Here is an 18,523-nt window from a genome sequence, read left to right on the forward strand (position 1 = left end):
CGCATGACCACCACCACCAGCCGCGTCCCGCTGGCCAAGCCAGCCAGCCGCCGTCGGCGTCCCTTCAATCCGCGCCGCGCCGGCGCATGGGCCCTCCTGGTCCTCGCCATCGCCGTCTCGGTCCTCCCCTTCCTCTGGGTGCTGCGAACGGCCCTGTCCACCAACTCGGCCCTGGCATCCCAGTCGGCCAGCCTGCTGCCGGCGGACTTCACCTTCGGCGCGTTCCTTCGGGTGTTCGGACTGCAGTCCCCCGCCGAGGCCGTCGCAGAAGGCGGTTCCGGGGCAGCCATCGACTTCTGGCTCTACCTGCGCAACTCGGTCATCTTCTCCTCGGTCACCACCGCCGGCGCCGTCTTCTTCAGCGCCATGGCCGCCTATGCCTTCGCCCGGCTCCGCTGGAAGGGCCGCAATGCGGTCTTCAGCCTGTTCCTGGGCACCATGCTGGTTCCGCCGATCTTCACGGCCTTGCCCAACTTCCTGCTGATCAAGAACCTGGACCTCCTGAACACCATGCTGGGCATGGTCCTGCCCTACCTCTTCATGACGCCGTTTGCCATCTTCTTCCTTCGCCAGTTCTTCCTGAACATGTCCCGCGAAGTGGAGGAAGCAGCAATGCTCGACGGCGCCAAGCACCTACGGATCTTCTTCCAGATCGTGCTGCCCAACGCCGCCGCCCCCATCGCCACCCTGGCGCTGCTCACCTTCATCGGCCAGTGGAATGAATACTTCTGGCCACTGCTGGTGGGGTCGCAGGACGATGTCCGCGTTCTCCAGGTGGGTCTGGGCGTCTTCAAGTCCCAGTCCCCGCAGGGCGCCCCGGACTGGTCCGGCCTCATGGCGGCAACGCTGGTTTCGGCCCTTCCCGTCCTGATCCTCTTCGCCGCCTTCGGCAAGAAGATCGTCAACTCCATCGGCTTTTCCGGCATCAAGTAACCCCTCATCACGCAACCCTCCCCACCCACCCTGCAATTTCCCCACCTCCCTACCCCGGCGCGCCATGGCGGCCTGCCGGAAGTACCTTCCCGAAAGGACCCGTCATGAAAAAGAAAGCAATCGGCACCCTCGCTGCTGCCGCTGCCGCCGTCCTGGCCCTCTCCGCCTGCGGAGGTGGCGGTGGATCCGCCGAATCCGCCAAGGGCGAGATCAACTACTGGCTCTGGGACGCAAACCAGCTTCCCGCCTACCAGCAGTGCGCGGATGACTTTCATAAGGCCAACCCGGATATCTCGGTCAAGATCACCCAGCGCGGCTGGGACGATTACTGGAGCACGCTGACCAACGGTTTCGTCGGTGGGACAGCCCCTGACGTTTTCACCGACCACCTGGGCCGGTACGGTGAACTGGCCAAGAACAAGCAGCTGCTCGCCATCGATGACGCCGTCAAGAAGGACAGCATCGATGTGGCCGGCTACAACGAGGGCCTTGCCGATCTGTGGGTGGGCCAGGACGGCAAGCGCTACGGCCTGCCGAAGGACTGGGACACCATCGGGCTGTTCTACAACAAGGCGATGGCTGCCTCCGCCGGCATCACCGAAGACCAGATGAAGAACCTCACCTGGAACCCGCAGGACGGCGGCACCTACGAGAAGGTCATTGCGCACCTCACGGTGGACAAGAACGGCAAGCGCGGTGACGAGCCGGGCTTCGACAAGAACAACGTGGACGTCTACGGGCTCGGATTGAACGGCGGCGGCGACTCCTCGGGCCAGACCGAGTGGAGCTACCTCACCAACACCACCGGCTGGTCGCACACGGACAAGAACCCGTGGGGCACCCACTACAACTTCGATGACCCCAAGTTCCAGGCCTCCATGGAGTGGTTCGCAGGCCTGGCCGACAAGGGCTACATGCCCAAGCTGGAAACGACAGTGGGTGCCAGCATGGCGGACACCTTCGCGGCCGGAAAATCGGCCATTAACGCCCACGGGTCATGGATGATCGGCCAGTACACCGGCTACAAGGGCATCGACCTTGGCATCGCCCCGACGCCTGTGGGCCCGGAGGGCAAGCGGGCGTCGATGTTCAACGGCCTGGCGGACTCGATCTGGGCCGGGACCAAGAAGAAGGACGCGTCCATCAAGTGGGTGGAGTACCTTGCTTCTGCCGACTGCCAGGATGTGGTCGCAGCCAAGGCCGTGGTGTTCCCCGCGCTGAAGACTTCCTCCGACAAGGCTGCCGAGGCGTTCAAGGCCAAGGGCGTGGACGTCACCGCGTTCACCGAGCACGTCAAGAACAAGACCACGTTCCTCTACCCCATCACTGACAACACGGCCAAGGTCAAGGGCATCCTGAAGCCGGCCATGGATGCCGTGGTCTCCGGCAAGGCCCCCGCCAGCTCCCTCACGCAGGCGAACGACCAGGTCAACGCCCTGTTCAAGTAGGCACCTGCCCAAGCCGTGGCTGCGTATGTGGTCGCAGCCACACAACGGATGCCGCCGCCCCCTCCTCGCGGCGGCGGCATCCGGCTATCCTCAGCTCATTGAGGGATTTGCCCTGGGCCCCCAGGCGCGTCCCCAGCACAACGAAAGAGACCTCCTTATGGAACCCCTCCACCTCCGTTCCGCCGGCACCAGCCTGGTGATCAGCTTCGACAGCGGGGAGGCCGAGGTCATCCACTGGGGCGCGGACCTGGGCGCGGACTTGCCCGATCCCGCCATCCTGACCGCCCCAGTGGCGCACTCCGCCATCGACGCCCGCGTCCCCGCGGGACTCCTCCCCCAGGCTTCCTCGTCATGGCGCGGGCGCCCCGCGTTGCGCGGCTCCCGCTTCTCCGAAGGCGGTGCAGGCCTGGACTTCTCCTCCCGCCTTCGCGTCACCTCCGTCACCGCCGACGGAGCCGGCGCCACCATTGTCCAGGCCGACGCCGATACCGGGATCAGCGTCTCGTCTTCCCTGACGCTTCACGACGGCGGCCTGCTGGAACTCCGCCACACCGTCACCAATGACGGTGCCACTCCTTTCCAGGTCGATGAACTGGCCACCGTCCTCCCGGTGGCGCCGGACGCCGTCGAACTTCTCGACCTGACCGGCCGCTGGTGCCGCGAGCGCCACCCCCAACGCCGCACCATCCAGCAGGGCACCTGGGTCCGCACAGGCCGCCACGGCCGCACCGGGCACGATTCCTCCCTGCTCTTCGCCGCCGGCACCCAGGGTTTCGGCAACCGCCACGGCAAAGTCTGGGCCACGCACCTGGCCTGGAGCGGGAACCACGAGCAGTTCGCGGACACCATTGGCGACGGCCGCACCATGATCGGCGGCTCGGAGCTGCTGGGTCCGGCCGAGGTCATCCTGGAGCCCGGCGGCAGCTACACCACACCCGCCCTGTTCGCGGCCTACTCGGACCGTGGCCTGGACGGGATCACCGCGGCGTTCTACAGCTGGTTCCGGTCCCGCCCGCACCACGTCCTGCCCGCCGCCTCCACAGGCCTGCCCGCCGGAAAGCCCCGTCCCGTGGTGCTGAACACCTGGGAAGCGGTCTACTTCGACCACAACCTCCCCACCCTGATCGAACTCGCCGATTCGGCCGCGGACCTCGGCGTGGAGCGTTTCGTGCTCGACGACGGCTGGTTCCGGGGCCGCCGCGATGACCACGCCGGCCTGGGCGACTGGTACGTCGACGAAACCCTGTGGCCCCAGGGCCTGACCCCGCTGATCGACGCCGTCACCTCCCGTGGCATGGAGTTCGGGCTGTGGGTGGAGCCGGAGATGGTCAACCTGGACTCGGACATCGCCCGAGCCCACCCGGACTGGATTGTTGGGCCATCCGCGATCCAGCACAAGGACGGCGGCCGGCTGCCCCTGGAATGGCGCAACCAGCACATCATCGACCTGGTGAACCCGGAGGCCTGGCAGTACATCTACGACCGCATCAACGCGCTGCTCGCCGACAACAACATCTGCTACCTGAAGTGGGACCAGAACCGGGATCTTCTGGAGCACGGCCACGCCGGCCGCCCTTCTATCCACGAGCAGACCCTGGCCGCCTACCGACTGTTCGACGAGCTCCGGAAGGCGCATCCCGGCGTCGAAATTGAAAGCTGCTCCTCCGGCGGCGCGCGCGTGGACCTGGGCATCCTGGACCGGACGGACCGGATCTGGGCCTCGGACTGCAATGACGCCCTGGAACGGCAGACCATCCAGCGCTGGACCGGCGCCGTGGTCCCGCCGGAGCTGGTGGGCAGCCACATTGGCCCCACCACCTCGCACACCACCGCCCGCACCCATGACCTGTCCTTCCGGGCCATCACCGCGCTCTTTGGCCATTTCGGCATGGAGTGGGACATCCGCGGCGTGCAGGGCAGGGACCGCGACGAGCTGCGGCGCTTCGTGCGGCTGTACAAGGAACACCGGGGCCTGATCCACAGCGGCCGCCGGGTCAATGCCGATGTCATGGATGAAGCGTTTCTGCTGCATGGCGTGGTGGCGGAGGGGGCCGTTGCGGAAGGCACGACGGCGGCACTGTTCGCCGTGGTCAGTATGCGCACCTCCGCAGCCGAGGTCCCGGGCCGGCTCGGCTTCCCCGGGCTGGAGCCGGAACGCACCTATCGGGTGGAAGCCCTCTTTCCCACGCCGGGTGACGCCGATTACGCCCACAACTACACGCAGGTCCAGCCGCCCGCCTGGCTGGCCGAAGGAGCGGTGGCGAACGGCAGGTTCCTCGCCGAGGTGGGCCTCCCCATGCCCATCCTGAACCCCGAGCATGCCCTGCTGCTGAAGGTGACCGCCGCCTAAACAACCGTCGATTGCTCCGTATTTGTCGTTTTCGGGCCTCAAAACGACACCTACGGAGCAGTCGATGGGGGTGGGTGGGCGTAAGAATGCGCGGCGGGCAGGGCCAACCGATAGATTTGCACGCATGACTGAAGCCTCCTCCATTGTCGAAGCCGGCCGCGGCACCATCCTGGTCATCAATGGCCCCAACCTGAACCTGCTGGGTACGCGGGAGCCGGAGAAGTACGGTACGTCCACCCTTGCCGATGTGGAGCAGCTGGCCGCTTCCGCGGGAGAGCAGCATGGCTTTGCAGTGGAGTGCGTCCAGTCCAACCATGAAGGCGTCCTGCTGGACACCATCCACGCCGCCCGGCAGAACGCGGTCGGCATTGTCCTCAACGCCGGCGCCTTCACGCACACGTCCGTGGCACTTCGTGACGCCCTGGCCGCCGTGCAGCTCCCCGCCGTCGAAGTTCACATCACCAATGTGCACCAGCGGGAGGAATTCCGGCACCACTCCTACCTGTCGCCGGTCTGCGCGGCGGTGATTGTTGGCGCCGGGGTGTTCGGCTACAAGCTCGCCATCGACTACCTCGCCGAGGTCCTCTAGCCGGAGGCGCTATTTCTGGATGCACTGCCCGGACGAAACGGGAGCGGACAGTGCCGGCGCCTGTTCTGCCACCGGGTCAAGGTCGTTCATGGTGATGGCGAACCCCACCTCGGCATCGGAGGTTGCCTTGGCGAAGATCACGCCGGCCACCTGGCCGTCGTTGGTGAGCAGCGGGCCGCCCGAGTTTCCCGGCTGCACATCCCCTGCCAGGCGGTAGATGTCCTCCGGCGAGGGGTTGTTTCCATAGATGTCCGGGACCAGGACCGTGGCGATGTCCTGCACCGTGGCGGGCTTGGACTGGAAAGGTCCGCCGTGCGGATATCCGGCGAACGCGGCCTGGCTGCCGCCGGGCAGGTCGCGGCTCAGCGGCAGCGGCCGGGACGGCAGGTTGTCTACGGCAAGGACCGCCAGGTCCCGCTTGGTATCGAAGTAGACCACGCGCCCGGGCATCGCGCCGCCGTCGGACATCTCCACCACCGGCTGCGACACGCCCGCGACCACGTGCGCGTTGGTCACCACGCGGTCCTGGGAAACCACGAAGCCGCTGCCGGTCTGGTTCTGCCCGCATTCGTACGCGGTGCCGGCGATCCTGAGCACCGACTGTGCCGCTTTGTTAAGCGCAGAGGTATTGGTGCTGGTGTTGGGCACCTGGACTTTCTGGCCCTGGTCCAGCCCTTCGATCAGCGTGGGGATGCCGTTGCCGATCACCGTGGAGCGCAGCTGCGCCATGGTGGCCTTGACGGGTGTCGGAGTGAGCCCGTCGATAAAGCGGATCACCTTGGACTCGGCCAACTGCTGGGACACCACCGGGACGCCGAGGGAGCTGACACTGAAGGCCAGCATGGACATCACCAGGGCCGAGACCACGAGGTTCAGCGCACCGCCCACCAGCCGGTCCACAGCACGCAGGGGCCGGATACGCACCACGCCGCGGAGCTGGCGCCCCACCATGGTGCCCAGCCCGTGCCCCAACGCCATCAGGACGACGGCGGCGGCGATGATGGCGGTAAGCCTCCATCCGGAGTCCTCGACGAAGGTGCTGACGAGGGGGACGGCAAAGAAGGCGGCAATGGCACCTGCAGCAAACCCTGCAAGGCCACCGGCCGTGACCAGGAACCCGTTGCGGAGGCCATAGATCAGGTATGACAGCAGCGCCAGGATCAGGACGATGTCCAGGACAGTCAGGCCGACCACAAAGGCTCCTTATTAACAGTTGAATTCCCATTCTAGTGGCGGACCCTGACAATCTTCCGCGGCCTGCGGCGCCCTCCGGCAGACCCGCGCTCAGCTGCCTGCAGGCGTTTCGGCTGCCAAGTTCGTCACAGAACGTTGAAAATTCTGAAACAATGGCACAAGCGCCACAGCCGATACTTTTACTCAGGAGATTTCATGGACATCGAGGTACTGCGCCGAGCACCCCTTTTCGCCACGCTCGACGACGACGCATTCCGGCTTCTGACGGATGAGCTGACCGAGGTGGACCTGTCCCGCGGCGCGTCCGTGTTCCGCGAAGGCGACCAGGGTGACCAGCTGTACTTCATCGTCTCCGGCAAGGTGAAGCTCGGACGCACCTCCCCCGACGGCCGCGAATCGCTCCTGGCCATCCTCGGCCCGGGTGAGCTCTTCGGCGAGATGGCGCTGTTCGACCCCAGCCCGCGCACGGCCACCGCCACCGCAGTGTCCGAAACCCGCCTGGCCGGGCTCAAGAACGAGAGCCTGAACACCCTGCTGCGCACGCGCCCCGAGGTTTCGGCCCAGCTGCTGCAGGCCCTGGCCCGCCGTCTGCGACGCACCAACGATTCCCTCTCCGACCTGGTGTTCTCCGACGTCCCCGGCCGCGTGGCCAAGGCCCTGCTGGACCTGGCAGACCGCTTCGGCCGGCCGGCCACCGATGGCGTCCTGGTGGCACACGAGCTGACCCAGGAAGAACTGGCGCAGCTGGTGGGCGCCTCCCGCGAGACGGTCAACAAGGCCCTGGCCGAGTTCGTCCAGCGCGGCTGGCTCCGGCTCGAGGCCCGCGCCGTGGTCATCCTGGACATGCAGCGCCTCCGCCAGCGTTCCCGCTAGGACCGGGCAAAAAGTAGGACAGCAAAAAGGCCGCCCCGAGGGGCGGCCTTTTCCGTATCTGGGTAGCGGGTCAGTTCCTGACCACGTCCAGTTCGACGACGGCCCACGACAATGCGGGAAGGCTGAGCCGGAGCTCGGACCCGCTTGCTTTGGCTCCCTGGAGCGGCTTCAGGCCCACCCGGTCCGGATTCTCCTGGTTGTTGATGGTGAAACGGTCACCGCCCTCCGGGATTTCGAGCACCTCCGCCCTGACCACCCGCTGCGCGTCGAAGCCACGCAGGCTGACCTCCACCTCGGCGGCCTCCTCCAGTCCCCGGTTGGCCAGGAACAGGGCCACGCGGCCCGTTTCCTCATTCCAGGTGGCGCTGACATCCACCAGGTCCGTGTCGCCGAACCGCGCGTTGTCGTACTTGTCCGAGTCCACGGACAACCGCAGGATCCGGCCCTTCGCCAGTTCTGCCATCCTTGCGAAGGGGTGGAAGATGGTCTGGCGCCAGGCGGGCCCATTCTCCTCGCTGAAGATGGGGGCAATGACATTGACCAGCTGTGCCTGGTTGGCAATCTTGACCCTGTCCCCATGGCGGAGCAGAGAGTTGAGCAGGGTCCCAACGACGACGGCGTCCGTCACGTTGTACTTGTCCTCGATGACCCTGGGGTGCTCACGCCAGCCGGCCTTGGAGACGTTGTGCGGCTGGTCTTCGGTGTCCAGGCCCCGCTGGTACCAGACGTTCCACTCGTCGAAGGACAGGTTGATGTGCTTCTTGTGCTTGCCCTTGGCCCGGACGGCGTCGGCAGTGGCGATAACCGATTCAATGAAGTAATCGGTATCCACAGCGCTGGCGAGGAAGCTGCCCACGTCGCCGTCACGCTCCTGGTAGTAGGCGTGCAGTGAGACGTAGTCCACCTCTTCATAGGCATGCGACAGGACCGTCTGCTCCCATGCACCGAAGGTGGGCATTCCGGAATTCGAGCTTCCGCAGGCCACCAGTTCGATGCCCGGATCCACGAACCGCATGGCCTTGGCCGCTTCCTGGGCCAGCCGGCCGTACTCTTCGGCCGTCTTGTGGCCGATCTGCCACGGACCGTCCATCTCGTTGCCCAGGCACCACAGTTTGATGTTGAACGGGTCCTTGTGGCCGTTCTTGGCCCGCAGGTCGGAGAGGCGGGTGCCGCCGGGGTGGTTGGCATATTCGACGATGGCCCGGGCGGCGTCCACTCCCCTGGTGCCCAGGTTGATGGCTTCCATGATTTCGGTGCCGGCCTGCCGGGACCAGTCCACGAACTCGTGCAGGCCGAAGGCGTTGGTCTCCAGCGTATGCCAGGCGCCGTCCAGCCGGCGGGGCCGGTCCTCGCGGGGGCCGATCCCGTCCTCCCAGTCGTAGCCGGAGACGAAGTTGCCGCCGGGATAGCGGATGACGGTGGCGCCGAGCTCCTTGACGAGTTTGAGGACGTCCTGGCGGAAGCCGTTGTCGTCGGCCTCCGGGTGGCCCGGTTCGTAGATTCCGGTGTAGACGCAGCGGCCCATGTGCTCCACGAATGAGCCAAACAGCCGGCGGGGCACGTCGGCGATGGTGAAGTCGCGGTCGAGGGTGATCCTGGCGCGGGACATGTGCAAATCTCCTTGGTTGTGCTTGGGGTCTGTGGTGGAAAAGCGAAGGCGGGGTTCAGGTGCCGGCGAGTCCCGTCGTCGCAACGCCCTTGATGATCTGGCGCTGGAAGAACAGGAACATCAGGATCAGCGGCAGTGCTGCGAGCAGGGCCGATGCCATGTTCTGGGCGTACTGGATGCCGTATGCACTCTTGATGGTCTGGAGCCCCACGGGGAGGGTCAGGATGGAGCCGTCGTTGGTGGCGATGAACGGCCAGAGGAAGTTGTTCCAGGCGCCGATGAACACAAAGATCGCGACGGCGGCCAGGATGGGACGGGACAACGGCAGGACCACCTGCAGGAAGATCCGCATGCGGCTGGCACCGTCCATCACCGCGGCCTCCTCGAGTTCACGGGGAATCTGGTCGAAGAACTTCTTGAGCACGAACACCATGGCGGGGTGGATGACCTGCGGCAGGATGATGGCCCAGGAGGTGTCGATCATGTGCAGTGCCACCATTTGGTAGAACAGCGGAATGATCAGGACCGGCGGCGGGATGATGATGGAAGCGATGATCACCACCATCAGGACCTTCTTGCCCCGGAAATCGATCCGGGACAGGGCATAGGCCACGAGTGCGGAGATCACCAAGGTGATGGCGGTGATGGCCGCCGAGGTGTACAGGGAGTTCCAGGTCCACAGCGGGATGTTGCCGTCCTGGAACACCTTTATGAACGCATCGGCGGTGAAGCCCGACGGCGGGATCCAGCTGATCTTCGGAGCGGCAGCGTCCGTCTCGCTCTTGAAAGCAGTGGCGGTTGCCCAGGCGAAAGGCACCAGCCAGAGGACGGCCAGCAGCGCGGCGACCGCCAGGACTGCAGCCCGGCCGGGGGTCATCCTGCGGCCGGTCCTGCGGCCGGCGGATGATTTGGCAGTGGCGGTGACGGGGCGGGTGAGGGTTTCGGTTGCCATGGCTATGCACTCCTGCGGCGGGTGATGAAGAACTGGATGACCGAAACAGCCACGATCAATCCAAAGAAGATGTAGGAGATGGCTGCCGAATAGCCCAGCCGGTAACCGGTGAAGCCGGTTTCAAAGATGTACTGCACCACCGGCCTGGTTGCTCCACCGGGCCCGCCGGCGGTCATCTGGTAGACCTGGTCGAAAATTTTCAGCGAGGCCAGGATCTGGAGGAGCACGATCATCACGGTGGTGGGGGCCAGCTGCGGCAGGGTGATGGAAAAGAACTGCCGCCAGGCGCCGGCACCGTCCAGCGATGCTGCCTCGTAGTGCTGGGCCGGGATGTTCTGCATCGCAGCCAGGTACAGCAGGAAGTTGAACCCCACGGTCCACCACAGCGTGGCGATGACGATGGCCCACATCGCTACGCCGGGGTCATTCAGCCAAGCCACCTTCGGCAGCCCGATCTTCACCAGGGTGTCGTTGATGAGGCCCAACTGGGGGTTGTACATCCAGGTGAAGAACAGGGACACCACCGTGGAGGCCAGCAGGTACGGGGCAAAGTAGGAAAGCCGCCACAGCCATTGTGCAGGCAGTCCGACGTTGACCAGTGCCGCCATGATCAGGGCAACGACCACCAGTGGGATGGTGCTGATGACCGTGAAGTAGAGGGTGTTGCCCAGCGAATGCCACATGTCGGCGTCGGCGAGGGCTTCCGCATAGTTGGCGAAGCCGATGACACTGTCGTTGGCACCGGTGAGCGACTTGCCCGTCATGCTCATGTACAGCCCGTAGAGGAGGGGCCAGACGAGGAAGACCAGGAAGAACGCCAGGAACGGCGCGGCGAACGCCCAGCCGTTGAGGTTGTCCCTGCTCCCTTGGGGACGGGGCCGGGCGGACCGGGATCCCGTCCGGTTGGACTGTTTTTGGCGGGACAGCCCTGGCAGCGTGCGCGCCTGCCCCTCGCTGTCGTGTGATGTTGCTAAGGAACTCATTTGGACTCCTATGTCACTTGGCGGTTCACACCGGGTTGGGACGGGAAAGCAGGGTGTTGGTGCGCCGCACGAAGGCATCCCAGCCATCAGCAGCCTTGTCGCGGCCGAGGAGTACGTTCTGTACGGTCTCGGCAAAGTAGGTCTGCCAGTCGGAGCCTGAGCCGCTGAACCAGGCCTCGGGGTCGTAGGCGATAATGTCCGCCGCGTTGGCATAGTGGATCTGGGGGGTGAGGTCGCGGTAAGCCTGGGACTGCACTACCGGCTGGTACGCCGGGATGTGGCCTGCCTCGGCCCAGGACAGGGAGCCTTTGAGGATGTCACTGACGAATTTGTAGACATCACGGCGCTTCGCGTCGTCGACATTCAACTGCCGGGGCAGCACGAAGGAATGCGAGTCGGCATAAGCCGCTGGTGTGCCGTAAAGCGTTGGAATGGTTGCTGCGTCTACCGGGATGCCTGCCTTCTTCATCGTTGGCAGTTCCCAGACGCCGCTGAACAGCATCCCCGAGCCGCCGCGGGCGAACTCCGCGATCCCTGTACTGATATCACCGCTCTGCGCCGCAATGGTGTCATCGAAGAGCGATGCCATGAACTCCAGGGACTCCACCGCCGCTTCATTGTCCGCAACCATCGGCTTGCCGGGCGTCAGCTCCATGTCCGCGCCGTGCTGCCGGTAGAGGGTGTAGAAGAGCCGCCACATCTGGGACCCGCTGCCAAGGTAGCCAAAGGACAGCCCGTGCGCCTGGGTCACCTTCTGCATTTCCCGGGCCATGCTGAGGAATTCCTGGGGCGACTTCGCCTCCTGCAATTGCCCGTTGCTGCCAAGCAGTCCCGCCTTTCCCGCCACGTCACGGTTGTAGAACATGACAAAGGGGTGCGAATCCAGGGCGATGGAAAAGACTTTGCCGTTGTTCTGGCTCTTGTCCCAGATCCTCGGCGCGAAGTTCTGGGCCGTGACGCCGAATTCGGACAGCAGGTCCAGGTCCCACGGGTCGATCAGGCCGCCGGGCGCGTAGCCGGGAACCCGGCTGGCATGCATGATGGCCAATTGCGGCGGCCGCCCGCCAGCCGAAGCCATGGCGAGCTTGGTGTAGTAGGGCGGCCCCCAGGCAAGGACCGTGGGATGAACCTTGAACCCGGGGTTTGCGTCATTGGCTTTGCTGATCATGGCCTGCATCTTGATGCCGTCACCGCCGGACAGCAGATGCCAGAACTGAATGTCCCTGACGGCTGCGGCGGAAGCGTTCCCGCCGCACCCGGCCAGGGCCGCTGCAGCAAACACGCTGCCCACGGCCGCGGTTCCTGATAACAGCTGCCGTCTTGACAGCTGCCTGCCTTCGAAAAACTCAAACTGCTTCACCCGTCACTCCTTTGGATGGGTCCGCTGAAAGTCATTTCCGTGCCACAAATCGTTGTCGCTGCCTGCCGGCAGCCACGCCCCGGAGGGCTTTAGTGTGACGCCCGCCTCAGATTACATCGATGTAATGACTACCGCAATGAAAAATTGTTAGCGTTCCCAAAGTGACCCGCTGCTCTCGGTTAGCTGCCGGAAGGTGTGGCACAGGGTTGAGCCTGGGAGGCGGTACTCTCCCTCTCCACGATGCGGTAGTCGATGGCCACAACCCTCTGCGGTCCCTCGCGGTCGCCCATGCGTTCGGTCAGCAGGCGCAAAGCCTCCCTGGCCACCTGGCGCTTGTCGAAGGAAACAGTTGTCAGCGATGGCACTGCGTACTGAGCGTCGGCAATATCGTCGAACCCGGCAACGGCTACGTCGTCCGGAACCCTTAGCCCGCGTTTCCACAGCACGCTGAGTGCTCCGATGGCCATGGAGTCCGTGAAGCAAAACAAGGCCTCGGGAAGCGGGTGCGAGTCAAGATAGGTGGACAGTGCTTTCGCCGCTGTGTCCGGGCTCCATTTTTCGCAGCGGATGATCAGAGAGTCATCCCGGGCAATGCCAAGTTCTTTGAGTGCCGCATGGTAACCACGGGTGCGGAGAACCGCCGCCGCCGAACCCCGGCCTTCAGCTGCTCCCAGCACTGCGATACGCCGCCTGCCGGTCCTGCCGAGCGCCAGGGTCATGTCACGGGCAGCCGCAACACTGTCCACCCATACGCGGTCGGCCAGTTTCTGGGACACCTCCCCCAGCAGGACCACCGGCGGGAGGGCAACCCCCACTTTGACGGCACTTTCATCCAGAACCACGGGGTTCAGGATGAGCCCGTCGATCAGGTTGGACCGCGCCCGCGACATCAGTTCGTACTCACGGGCGGGGTCGGACCCCGTCTCCTCGATCTGTACGCTCCACCCCTGCTCGTGGGCTACTTCCACCACGCTGTGTGCGATCTCGGCGGAGTACGGCGTTCCGAGGTCGGGCAAGGCCAGGGCAATGACGCCCGACCTGCCGTTGCGGAGCCCCCTGGCCGAGAGGTTGGGGACGTAGTCCAGTTCCGCCATGGCCCGCTCCACCTTGACCCTGGTGGGACCGCTGACCGGAACAATGCCGTTCATGACGTTCGAGACCGTCTTCGGCGAAACCCCTGCGAGGCGCGCTACGTCCTTGACCGTTGCGCGCAACGGCGCCCCCTTGCTCCCGGTATGGCTTTGCTGACGATTTTACTCCGGCCCGCACTCCCCCAAGCTGCACCGAGGGCGGAGCGTCAGCGTTCGCGCTGGTGGTCCCCCGCCACGGTCTTGGCGGCCTCGACTTCGAGCATGAGCCTGCCGTCTTCTTCAACCAGTGTTGGCTGGTAGACATGCGGCTTGCGCTTGTAGCTCAGGTAGGCGATGCAGCCGTTGGCCGAGGCCATCTTCTCGAGCATGATTTCGGAGCCGGGGACCAGCAGCTCACCCAGCTGGCGGCCTACGGTGTTCTCCTGCGCCGCCTCATCGCCCAGGGCCGTGGTGTTCCGCTCCTGGATCACCTGTGCGGCGTTGACCCACCGGCCCCACACGCCCTTGCCTTCGAGCAGCGAGGGTTCCTGGCCGAGCGGAACGGTGGCGGCGAAGTAGCGGGTGTCGAACCGGCGGTGTGCAAAATCGGGGCTGCGCCAGTTGACGAGGGACTTGAGCAGATCGGTCCGCAGGGAGAGGCCGCGTTTGCCCAGCAGCTGGGCGAGCGTTTTCTCCTGCTCGGCCACCGCAATGCGTGCCCGCATCCACTCGGGGGTGGAGGTGGCCTCGACCGTGCTGGACATGTCCGGGCCGGCCAGCAGCACCCCGGTTTCCTCGAAGAGCTCACGGATGGCGCCCACCACGTGGCGCCGCGCCAGCCCGACGTCGTCCGTTCCCATCTGCTCAGCCCAATGCTGCGGTGACGGGCCCAGCCACCCCATGGCATCGTCGTCGGCCGGGTCAAGGGACCCCCCGGGGAAGGCAAGGACCCCCAGCGGCGAGGAGCCGGGCCGGTAACCCAGCCACGTCTCCAGGCCGGTGGGCGAATCACGCAGGAGGACTACTGATGAGGCGTAGCGCGCTGCCCGGGGGGTGCGCTCGCCGTGTTCGAGCCAGCTTTGCGCTGCCCCTTCAAGGTCCTGGGGAAGTGCAAAAAGGCGTCGCGCGAGGTGTGGCAAGGGAAGTGTCCGGTCTTAACTGAATTCGGCGATCAGCTCGACCTCTACGGGAGAGTCGAGCGGAAGAACGGCAACGCCGACGGCGGAACGTGCGTGCTGCCCGGCCTCACCAAGGACGCGGCCCAGCAGTTCCGAGGCGCCGTTGACGACCGCGGGCTGGCCGGTGAATGAGGGATCCGATGCGACGAATCCCACAACCTTCACGATCCGGGTGATCCTGTCGAGGTCGCCGATGACGCTCTTCACGGCGGCCAGGGCGTTGACGGCGCAGACGGCTGCGTAACGCTGCGCGTCCTCGGGGGAAACGGTGGGCTCGTCGGCGTACCCTTCGCTACCGGCGGACACCTTGCCCGTAGCTTCGAGTTTGCCGCTAATGAACGGCAGCTGGCCCGAGGTGTAGACGTGGCTGCCGGAGATGATGGCGGGAACGTAGGAGGCCACCGGGGCGGCCACCTCGGGGAGGGTGATGCCAAGTTCCGCGAGGCGCTGTTCGACGGCGGAAACGGGCGCCGTTGCGGCGCTGGACTGGGCTTCGGCGGGGGTGCTCATGCTACTGCTTCTCCCTCTTGAGGTAGGCGACCAGGCCGTTGCCGTCGGGTCCGGGGACCACCTGGACGAGCTCCCAGCCGTCCTCCCCCCACTGGTCCAGGATCTGCTTTGTGGCGTGGATAATGAGCGGAATCGTCGCGTACTCCCATTTGGTCATGAGAGAAAGCGTAGCCCTTGCCGGTAAAGTGGAAAACATGGCGACTCGCAACAACCCCTTATTCGACACTGCCACCACACTGGGTAAGATCCTCGTTTTCCTTGGTGTGAGCGCGATTTGCGGTGTCCTCGTGGCAGGCCTGCTGGTCCCTGCCGCGGCCGTCTCCGGCAGCGCGGCAAGCGGTTCCATTGACTTCTTCGATTCCCTTCCGGCAGAGCTGAAGGTTGATCCCCCCAGCCAGACCACCAGGATCCTGGCCGCGGACGGCAGCGAGATCGCCAGCGTGTACACCGAGAACCGCACCAAGGTTCCGCTGGACCAGATTTCGCCGAACATGAAGAACGCCATCATCGCCGTTGAAGACAGCCGGTTCTACGAGCACGGCGGCGTGGACACCACCGGTATCCTCCGCGCGTTGGTGAGCACCGCCCGGGGCAACAAGCAGGGTGCGTCCACCATCACGCAGCAGTACGTCAACAACGTGCTCAACGCGAACCTCGCCGCCGCCGGCGAAGAGGACCAGATCAAGCTCAACGGCGTCAACAAGGGCGTGGGTGACAAGCTCCGCGAAATGAAGCTGGCCATCGCCCTGGAGAAGGAGTTCAGCAAGGACCAGATCCTTGAGGGCTACCTGAACATCGTGTTCTTCAACCGTGACGCATACGGCATTGAGGCCGCTTCCCGGTACTTCTTCAGCACCACCGCGAAGGACCTCACCCTCCCGCAGGCAGCGCTCCTGGCCGGCCTGGTGAACAGCCCCTCCGCCTTCGACCCCATCACCAACCCGGAGAAGTCCAAGCAGCGCCGCGACCTGGTCCTGGGACTCATGCTGAACCAGGGCAAGATCACCCAGGCCGAACATGACGCCGCCGTGGCCACCCCGGTGGAGCCCAAGGTGACCCAGCCCAAGCAGGGCTGCGCCTACGCGGCCTCTGCCCCGTACTTCTGCGATTACATCCTGCACCTGCTCGAAAACAACCCGGCCTACGGTGCGGACGTGAAAGAGCGCCAGCGGCTGATCTACGGCGGCGGGCTCACCATCACCACCACGCTGGATCCCAACGCCCAGGCCACGGCCCAGGAGCAGGCCAATGCAGCCGCCGGCGCCAACCCTGATAAGTGGGGCGCCGCCATGGTGTCCGTGCAGCCCGGCACCGGCAAGATCATTTCGATGGCCCAGAACACCACCTTCCTGCCCGGCCAGGGCTTCGACTCACAGTTGAACTTCAACTTGGACAAGCTGGACAAGGACGGCAACGACCTCAACGGCATGGGCGGCGCGCAGCCGGGGTCCACCATGAAGCCATTCACATTTGCCGAGTGGCTCAACGAGGGCAAGACCATGAACACCACGGTCAACGCCGCGCAGCGCGTCTATCCGGTTGGCTATCCGTGGAAGAACACCTGCGGCAAGATCCAGGGCGCCTACAGCACCGCACAGAAGAACGCCGGCCTGGACGCCGCGGACGACCTCCAGAACGCCGAGCCCCAGTGGTACAGGCCGTTGACGGTCCTGGAGGGCCTCTATAACTCCATCAACACCGTGACGTTTGCTTCGGCCGCCCAGCTGGACTTCTGCGGGATCCAGAAGATCGTGGACGCCGTGGGACTGCACAGCGGTTTGCCCTCAGCTGACGGCAGCGAGCCGAACCCCAAGGTGAACATGATGACCCTTGGCAACCTGCTGGGTTCCACCCAGACCTCGCCGCTGACCATGGCCAGCGCCTTTGCCACCTTCGCGAACGACGGCAAGTACTGCGAACCCATCGCCATCACCGCGGTCACGGACGCCACCGGCAAGCAGCTCCCGGCGCAGTCCAGCAGCTGCCGTGATGCCATCAAGCCGGAAGTTGCCCGTGGCGTGAACTATGCGCTGCAGGAAGTCCTGAACCGGGGTTCGGGCTCGCTGATCCAGCCCCGCATCTCTACCCGGACCAGCTTCCCCATCGGCGCCAAGACCGGTACGTCCAACAACAACGGCTCCACCTGGGTTGTGGGCCACACCACGGGACTGGCAACGGCTGCCTGGTTCGGCGATCCGTTGGGCGACCAAAGCCGTGCAGGACAGAACATCACGGTCAACGGCAAGTTCTATAAGGGCATTGACGGCTACATGATCGCCGGCCCCATGTTCTCCACCTACATGGCCAAGATTGCCCCGGCGTACGGCACCAACCCGTTCCCGGCACCGCCGAGCAACATGATCAGCGGAACCACCACTACCGCCCCTGGAAGGACCACCCCGCAGGCTACCCAGGCCCCCGTCCCGACGGCACCGGCTCCGCAGGCTCCCGCCACCCAGGCGCCGGCCCCGGCACCCACGAGCAACGGCAATGGGAACGATAAGAAGGGCAACGGCTAAGCGCCCATGAACATCGACACCTTGGCAAGCCGCGCACGTGCAATCGGGCGCGGCTTTGCCGTCACTGCAGGCGCTGGCGCAGCAGCCGGAATGGCTGCCTTCGGCTATGGACTGTGGGAGAAGAACCAGTTCGTCCTCCGCGAGGAAACGCTGGCCATCCTGCCTCCCGGCCGCGAACCATTCCGGATCCTGCACCTCAGCGACATCCATTTCGTACCGGGGCAGAACAAGAAGGCTGACTGGCTGGGGTCGCTGGCGGACCTTCAGCCGGACCTCGTGGTGAACACGGGCGACAACCTGAGCCACGTCAAGGCCGTGGACCCGCTGCTGGACGCTTTGAAGCCGCTGCTGCAATTCCCCGGCGTCTTCGTCCCCGGCTCCAACGATTACTTCGCGCCCAGCCCCAAGAATCCGGCAGCGTATCTGTTGGGGCCGTCCAAGGTGAAGCCGAAGCCGATCGCCCTCGACTGGCCGCGCCTGCGCTCGGGCTTCGGCATGAGCGGCTGGGTTGACCTCACCAACCGCAACCAGTCCCTGGTCCTCAAGGGCATGCGCTTCGATTTCTCCGGCGTTGATGATCCGCACCTGAAGCGGGAACGGTACGCCGGCTGGCCCCGCGGAACGGTCAGCCAGGATGCGAATGACCACCTCCGGGTAGCGGTCATCCACGCGCCGTACCAGCGGGTCCTGGACCACTTCACCGAAAGCGGAGCGGACCTCCTGCTGGCCGGACACACGCACGGCGGCCAGCTGTGCATCCCCGGTTACGGAGCCATCGTGTCCAACTGCGACCTTCCCACCTGGCGTGCAAAGGGCCTCAACGACTGGTCAAGCAACGGAAGCACGACGCCGGTCAACGTCTCGGGCGGCATCGGCACCTCGCGCTTCGCCCCGGTAAGGATCGCCTGCAAACCTGAAGCGGTCCTACTGACCCTCACCTCCCCCAACTGACCTG

Annotated in this window: 16 protein-coding genes; 7 read left to right on the plus strand and 9 right to left on the minus strand. The window is 65.2% G+C overall.

Annotated elements, in window-relative coordinates; genetic code table 11:
* Positions 1 to 3: 3 nt before the first annotated feature.
* From FBY36_RS05410 to aroQ, 4 genes are all read left to right on the plus strand, one after another.
* On the plus strand, positions 4 to 933 hold the full coding sequence (locus FBY36_RS05410; protein WP_142117667.1) for a carbohydrate ABC transporter permease: 930 nt from the start codon (positions 4 to 6) through the stop codon (positions 931 to 933).
* A 104-nt stretch (positions 934 to 1,037) separates the two neighbouring features.
* The gene (locus FBY36_RS05415) at positions 1,038 to 2,381 is read left to right on the plus strand and encodes an ABC transporter substrate-binding protein (RefSeq protein ID WP_142117668.1); all 1,344 of its coding nucleotides are present in this window, start codon (positions 1,038 to 1,040) and stop codon (positions 2,379 to 2,381) included.
* A 157-nt stretch (positions 2,382 to 2,538) separates the two neighbouring features.
* Positions 2,539 to 4,731, plus strand: a complete 2,193-nt coding sequence (locus FBY36_RS05420; RefSeq protein WP_142117669.1) for an alpha-galactosidase — start codon at positions 2,539 to 2,541, stop codon at positions 4,729 to 4,731.
* A gap of 124 nt (positions 4,732 to 4,855) precedes the next feature.
* Positions 4,856 to 5,320, plus strand: coding sequence for a type II 3-dehydroquinate dehydratase (gene aroQ, locus FBY36_RS05425; RefSeq protein WP_142117670.1), 465 nt, complete (start codon positions 4,856 to 4,858; stop codon positions 5,318 to 5,320).
* Positions 5,321 to 5,329: 9 nt separating this feature from the next.
* Here the strand turns inward: aroQ and FBY36_RS05430 are convergent, their stop codons facing one another.
* Positions 5,330 to 6,514: a MarP family serine protease gene (locus FBY36_RS05430; protein ID WP_142117671.1), complete on the minus strand. Its 1,185-nt coding sequence runs from the start codon at positions 6,512 to 6,514 to the stop codon at positions 5,330 to 5,332.
* A 195-nt stretch (positions 6,515 to 6,709) separates the two neighbouring features.
* On the opposite strand from FBY36_RS05430, the gene FBY36_RS05435 reads away from it, so the two are divergent.
* Positions 6,710 to 7,387 carry a Crp/Fnr family transcriptional regulator gene (locus FBY36_RS05435; protein WP_013602309.1) on the plus strand — a complete coding sequence of 226 codons (678 nt, stop codon included), beginning with the start codon at positions 6,710 to 6,712 and terminating at the stop codon, positions 7,385 to 7,387.
* A 70-nt stretch (positions 7,388 to 7,457) separates the two neighbouring features.
* On the opposite strand, the gene arfA is transcribed toward FBY36_RS05435, so the two are convergent.
* The 8 genes from arfA to FBY36_RS05475 all read right to left on the minus strand — a co-directional run bounded on the left by arfA (position 7,458) and on the right by FBY36_RS05475 (position 15,206).
* Positions 7,458 to 8,996 carry an arabinosylfuranosidase ArfA gene (gene arfA, locus FBY36_RS05440; RefSeq protein ID WP_142117672.1) on the minus strand — a complete coding sequence of 513 codons (1,539 nt, stop codon included), beginning with the start codon at positions 8,994 to 8,996 and terminating at the stop codon, positions 7,458 to 7,460.
* A gap of 55 nt (positions 8,997 to 9,051) precedes the next feature.
* Entirely contained in the window at positions 9,052 to 9,948 is an 897-nt protein-coding gene (locus FBY36_RS05445) for a carbohydrate ABC transporter permease (RefSeq protein WP_142117673.1), read from the minus strand.
* Between the two features lie 2 nt (positions 9,949 to 9,950).
* Positions 9,951 to 10,931 (minus strand): carbohydrate ABC transporter permease, encoded by a 981-nt coding sequence (locus FBY36_RS05450; protein ID WP_142117674.1) that lies wholly within the window; start codon positions 10,929 to 10,931, stop codon positions 9,951 to 9,953.
* Between the two features lie 25 nt (positions 10,932 to 10,956).
* Positions 10,957 to 12,291 carry an extracellular solute-binding protein gene (locus tag FBY36_RS05455; RefSeq protein ID WP_142117675.1) on the minus strand — a complete coding sequence of 445 codons (1,335 nt, stop codon included), beginning with the start codon at positions 12,289 to 12,291 and terminating at the stop codon, positions 10,957 to 10,959.
* 179 nt (positions 12,292 to 12,470) lie between these two features.
* A complete protein-coding gene (locus FBY36_RS05460) occupies positions 12,471 to 13,505 on the minus strand; it encodes a LacI family DNA-binding transcriptional regulator (protein WP_142117676.1) in 1,035 nt (344 codons plus the stop codon).
* Between the two features lie 83 nt (positions 13,506 to 13,588).
* Entirely contained in the window at positions 13,589 to 14,500 is a 912-nt protein-coding gene (locus tag FBY36_RS05465) for an NUDIX hydrolase (RefSeq protein ID WP_142117677.1), read from the minus strand.
* A 15-nt stretch (positions 14,501 to 14,515) separates the two neighbouring features.
* Entirely contained in the window at positions 14,516 to 15,049 is a 534-nt protein-coding gene (locus FBY36_RS05470; protein ID WP_142117678.1) for a RidA family protein, read from the minus strand.
* 1 nt (position 15,050) lies between these two features.
* The gene (locus FBY36_RS05475; RefSeq protein ID WP_009359196.1) at positions 15,051 to 15,206 is read right to left on the minus strand and encodes a DUF4177 domain-containing protein; all 156 of its coding nucleotides are present in this window, start codon (positions 15,204 to 15,206) and stop codon (positions 15,051 to 15,053) included.
* A 37-nt stretch (positions 15,207 to 15,243) separates the two neighbouring features.
* On the opposite strand from FBY36_RS05475, the gene FBY36_RS05480 reads away from it, so the two are divergent.
* Together FBY36_RS05480 and FBY36_RS05485 are read left to right on the plus strand one after the other, a co-directional pair.
* Positions 15,244 to 17,568, plus strand: a complete 2,325-nt coding sequence (locus FBY36_RS05480) for a transglycosylase domain-containing protein (protein WP_142117679.1) — start codon at positions 15,244 to 15,246, stop codon at positions 17,566 to 17,568.
* Between the two features lie 6 nt (positions 17,569 to 17,574).
* Positions 17,575 to 18,519 (plus strand): metallophosphoesterase, encoded by a 945-nt coding sequence (locus FBY36_RS05485; protein WP_142117680.1) that lies wholly within the window; start codon positions 17,575 to 17,577, stop codon positions 18,517 to 18,519.
* Positions 18,520 to 18,523: the final 4 nt, after the last annotated feature.

Origin of the sequence: Arthrobacter sp. SLBN-122, assembly GCF_006715165.1 — a bacterium.
Classification (GTDB): Bacteria; Actinomycetota; Actinomycetes; order Actinomycetales; family Micrococcaceae; genus Arthrobacter.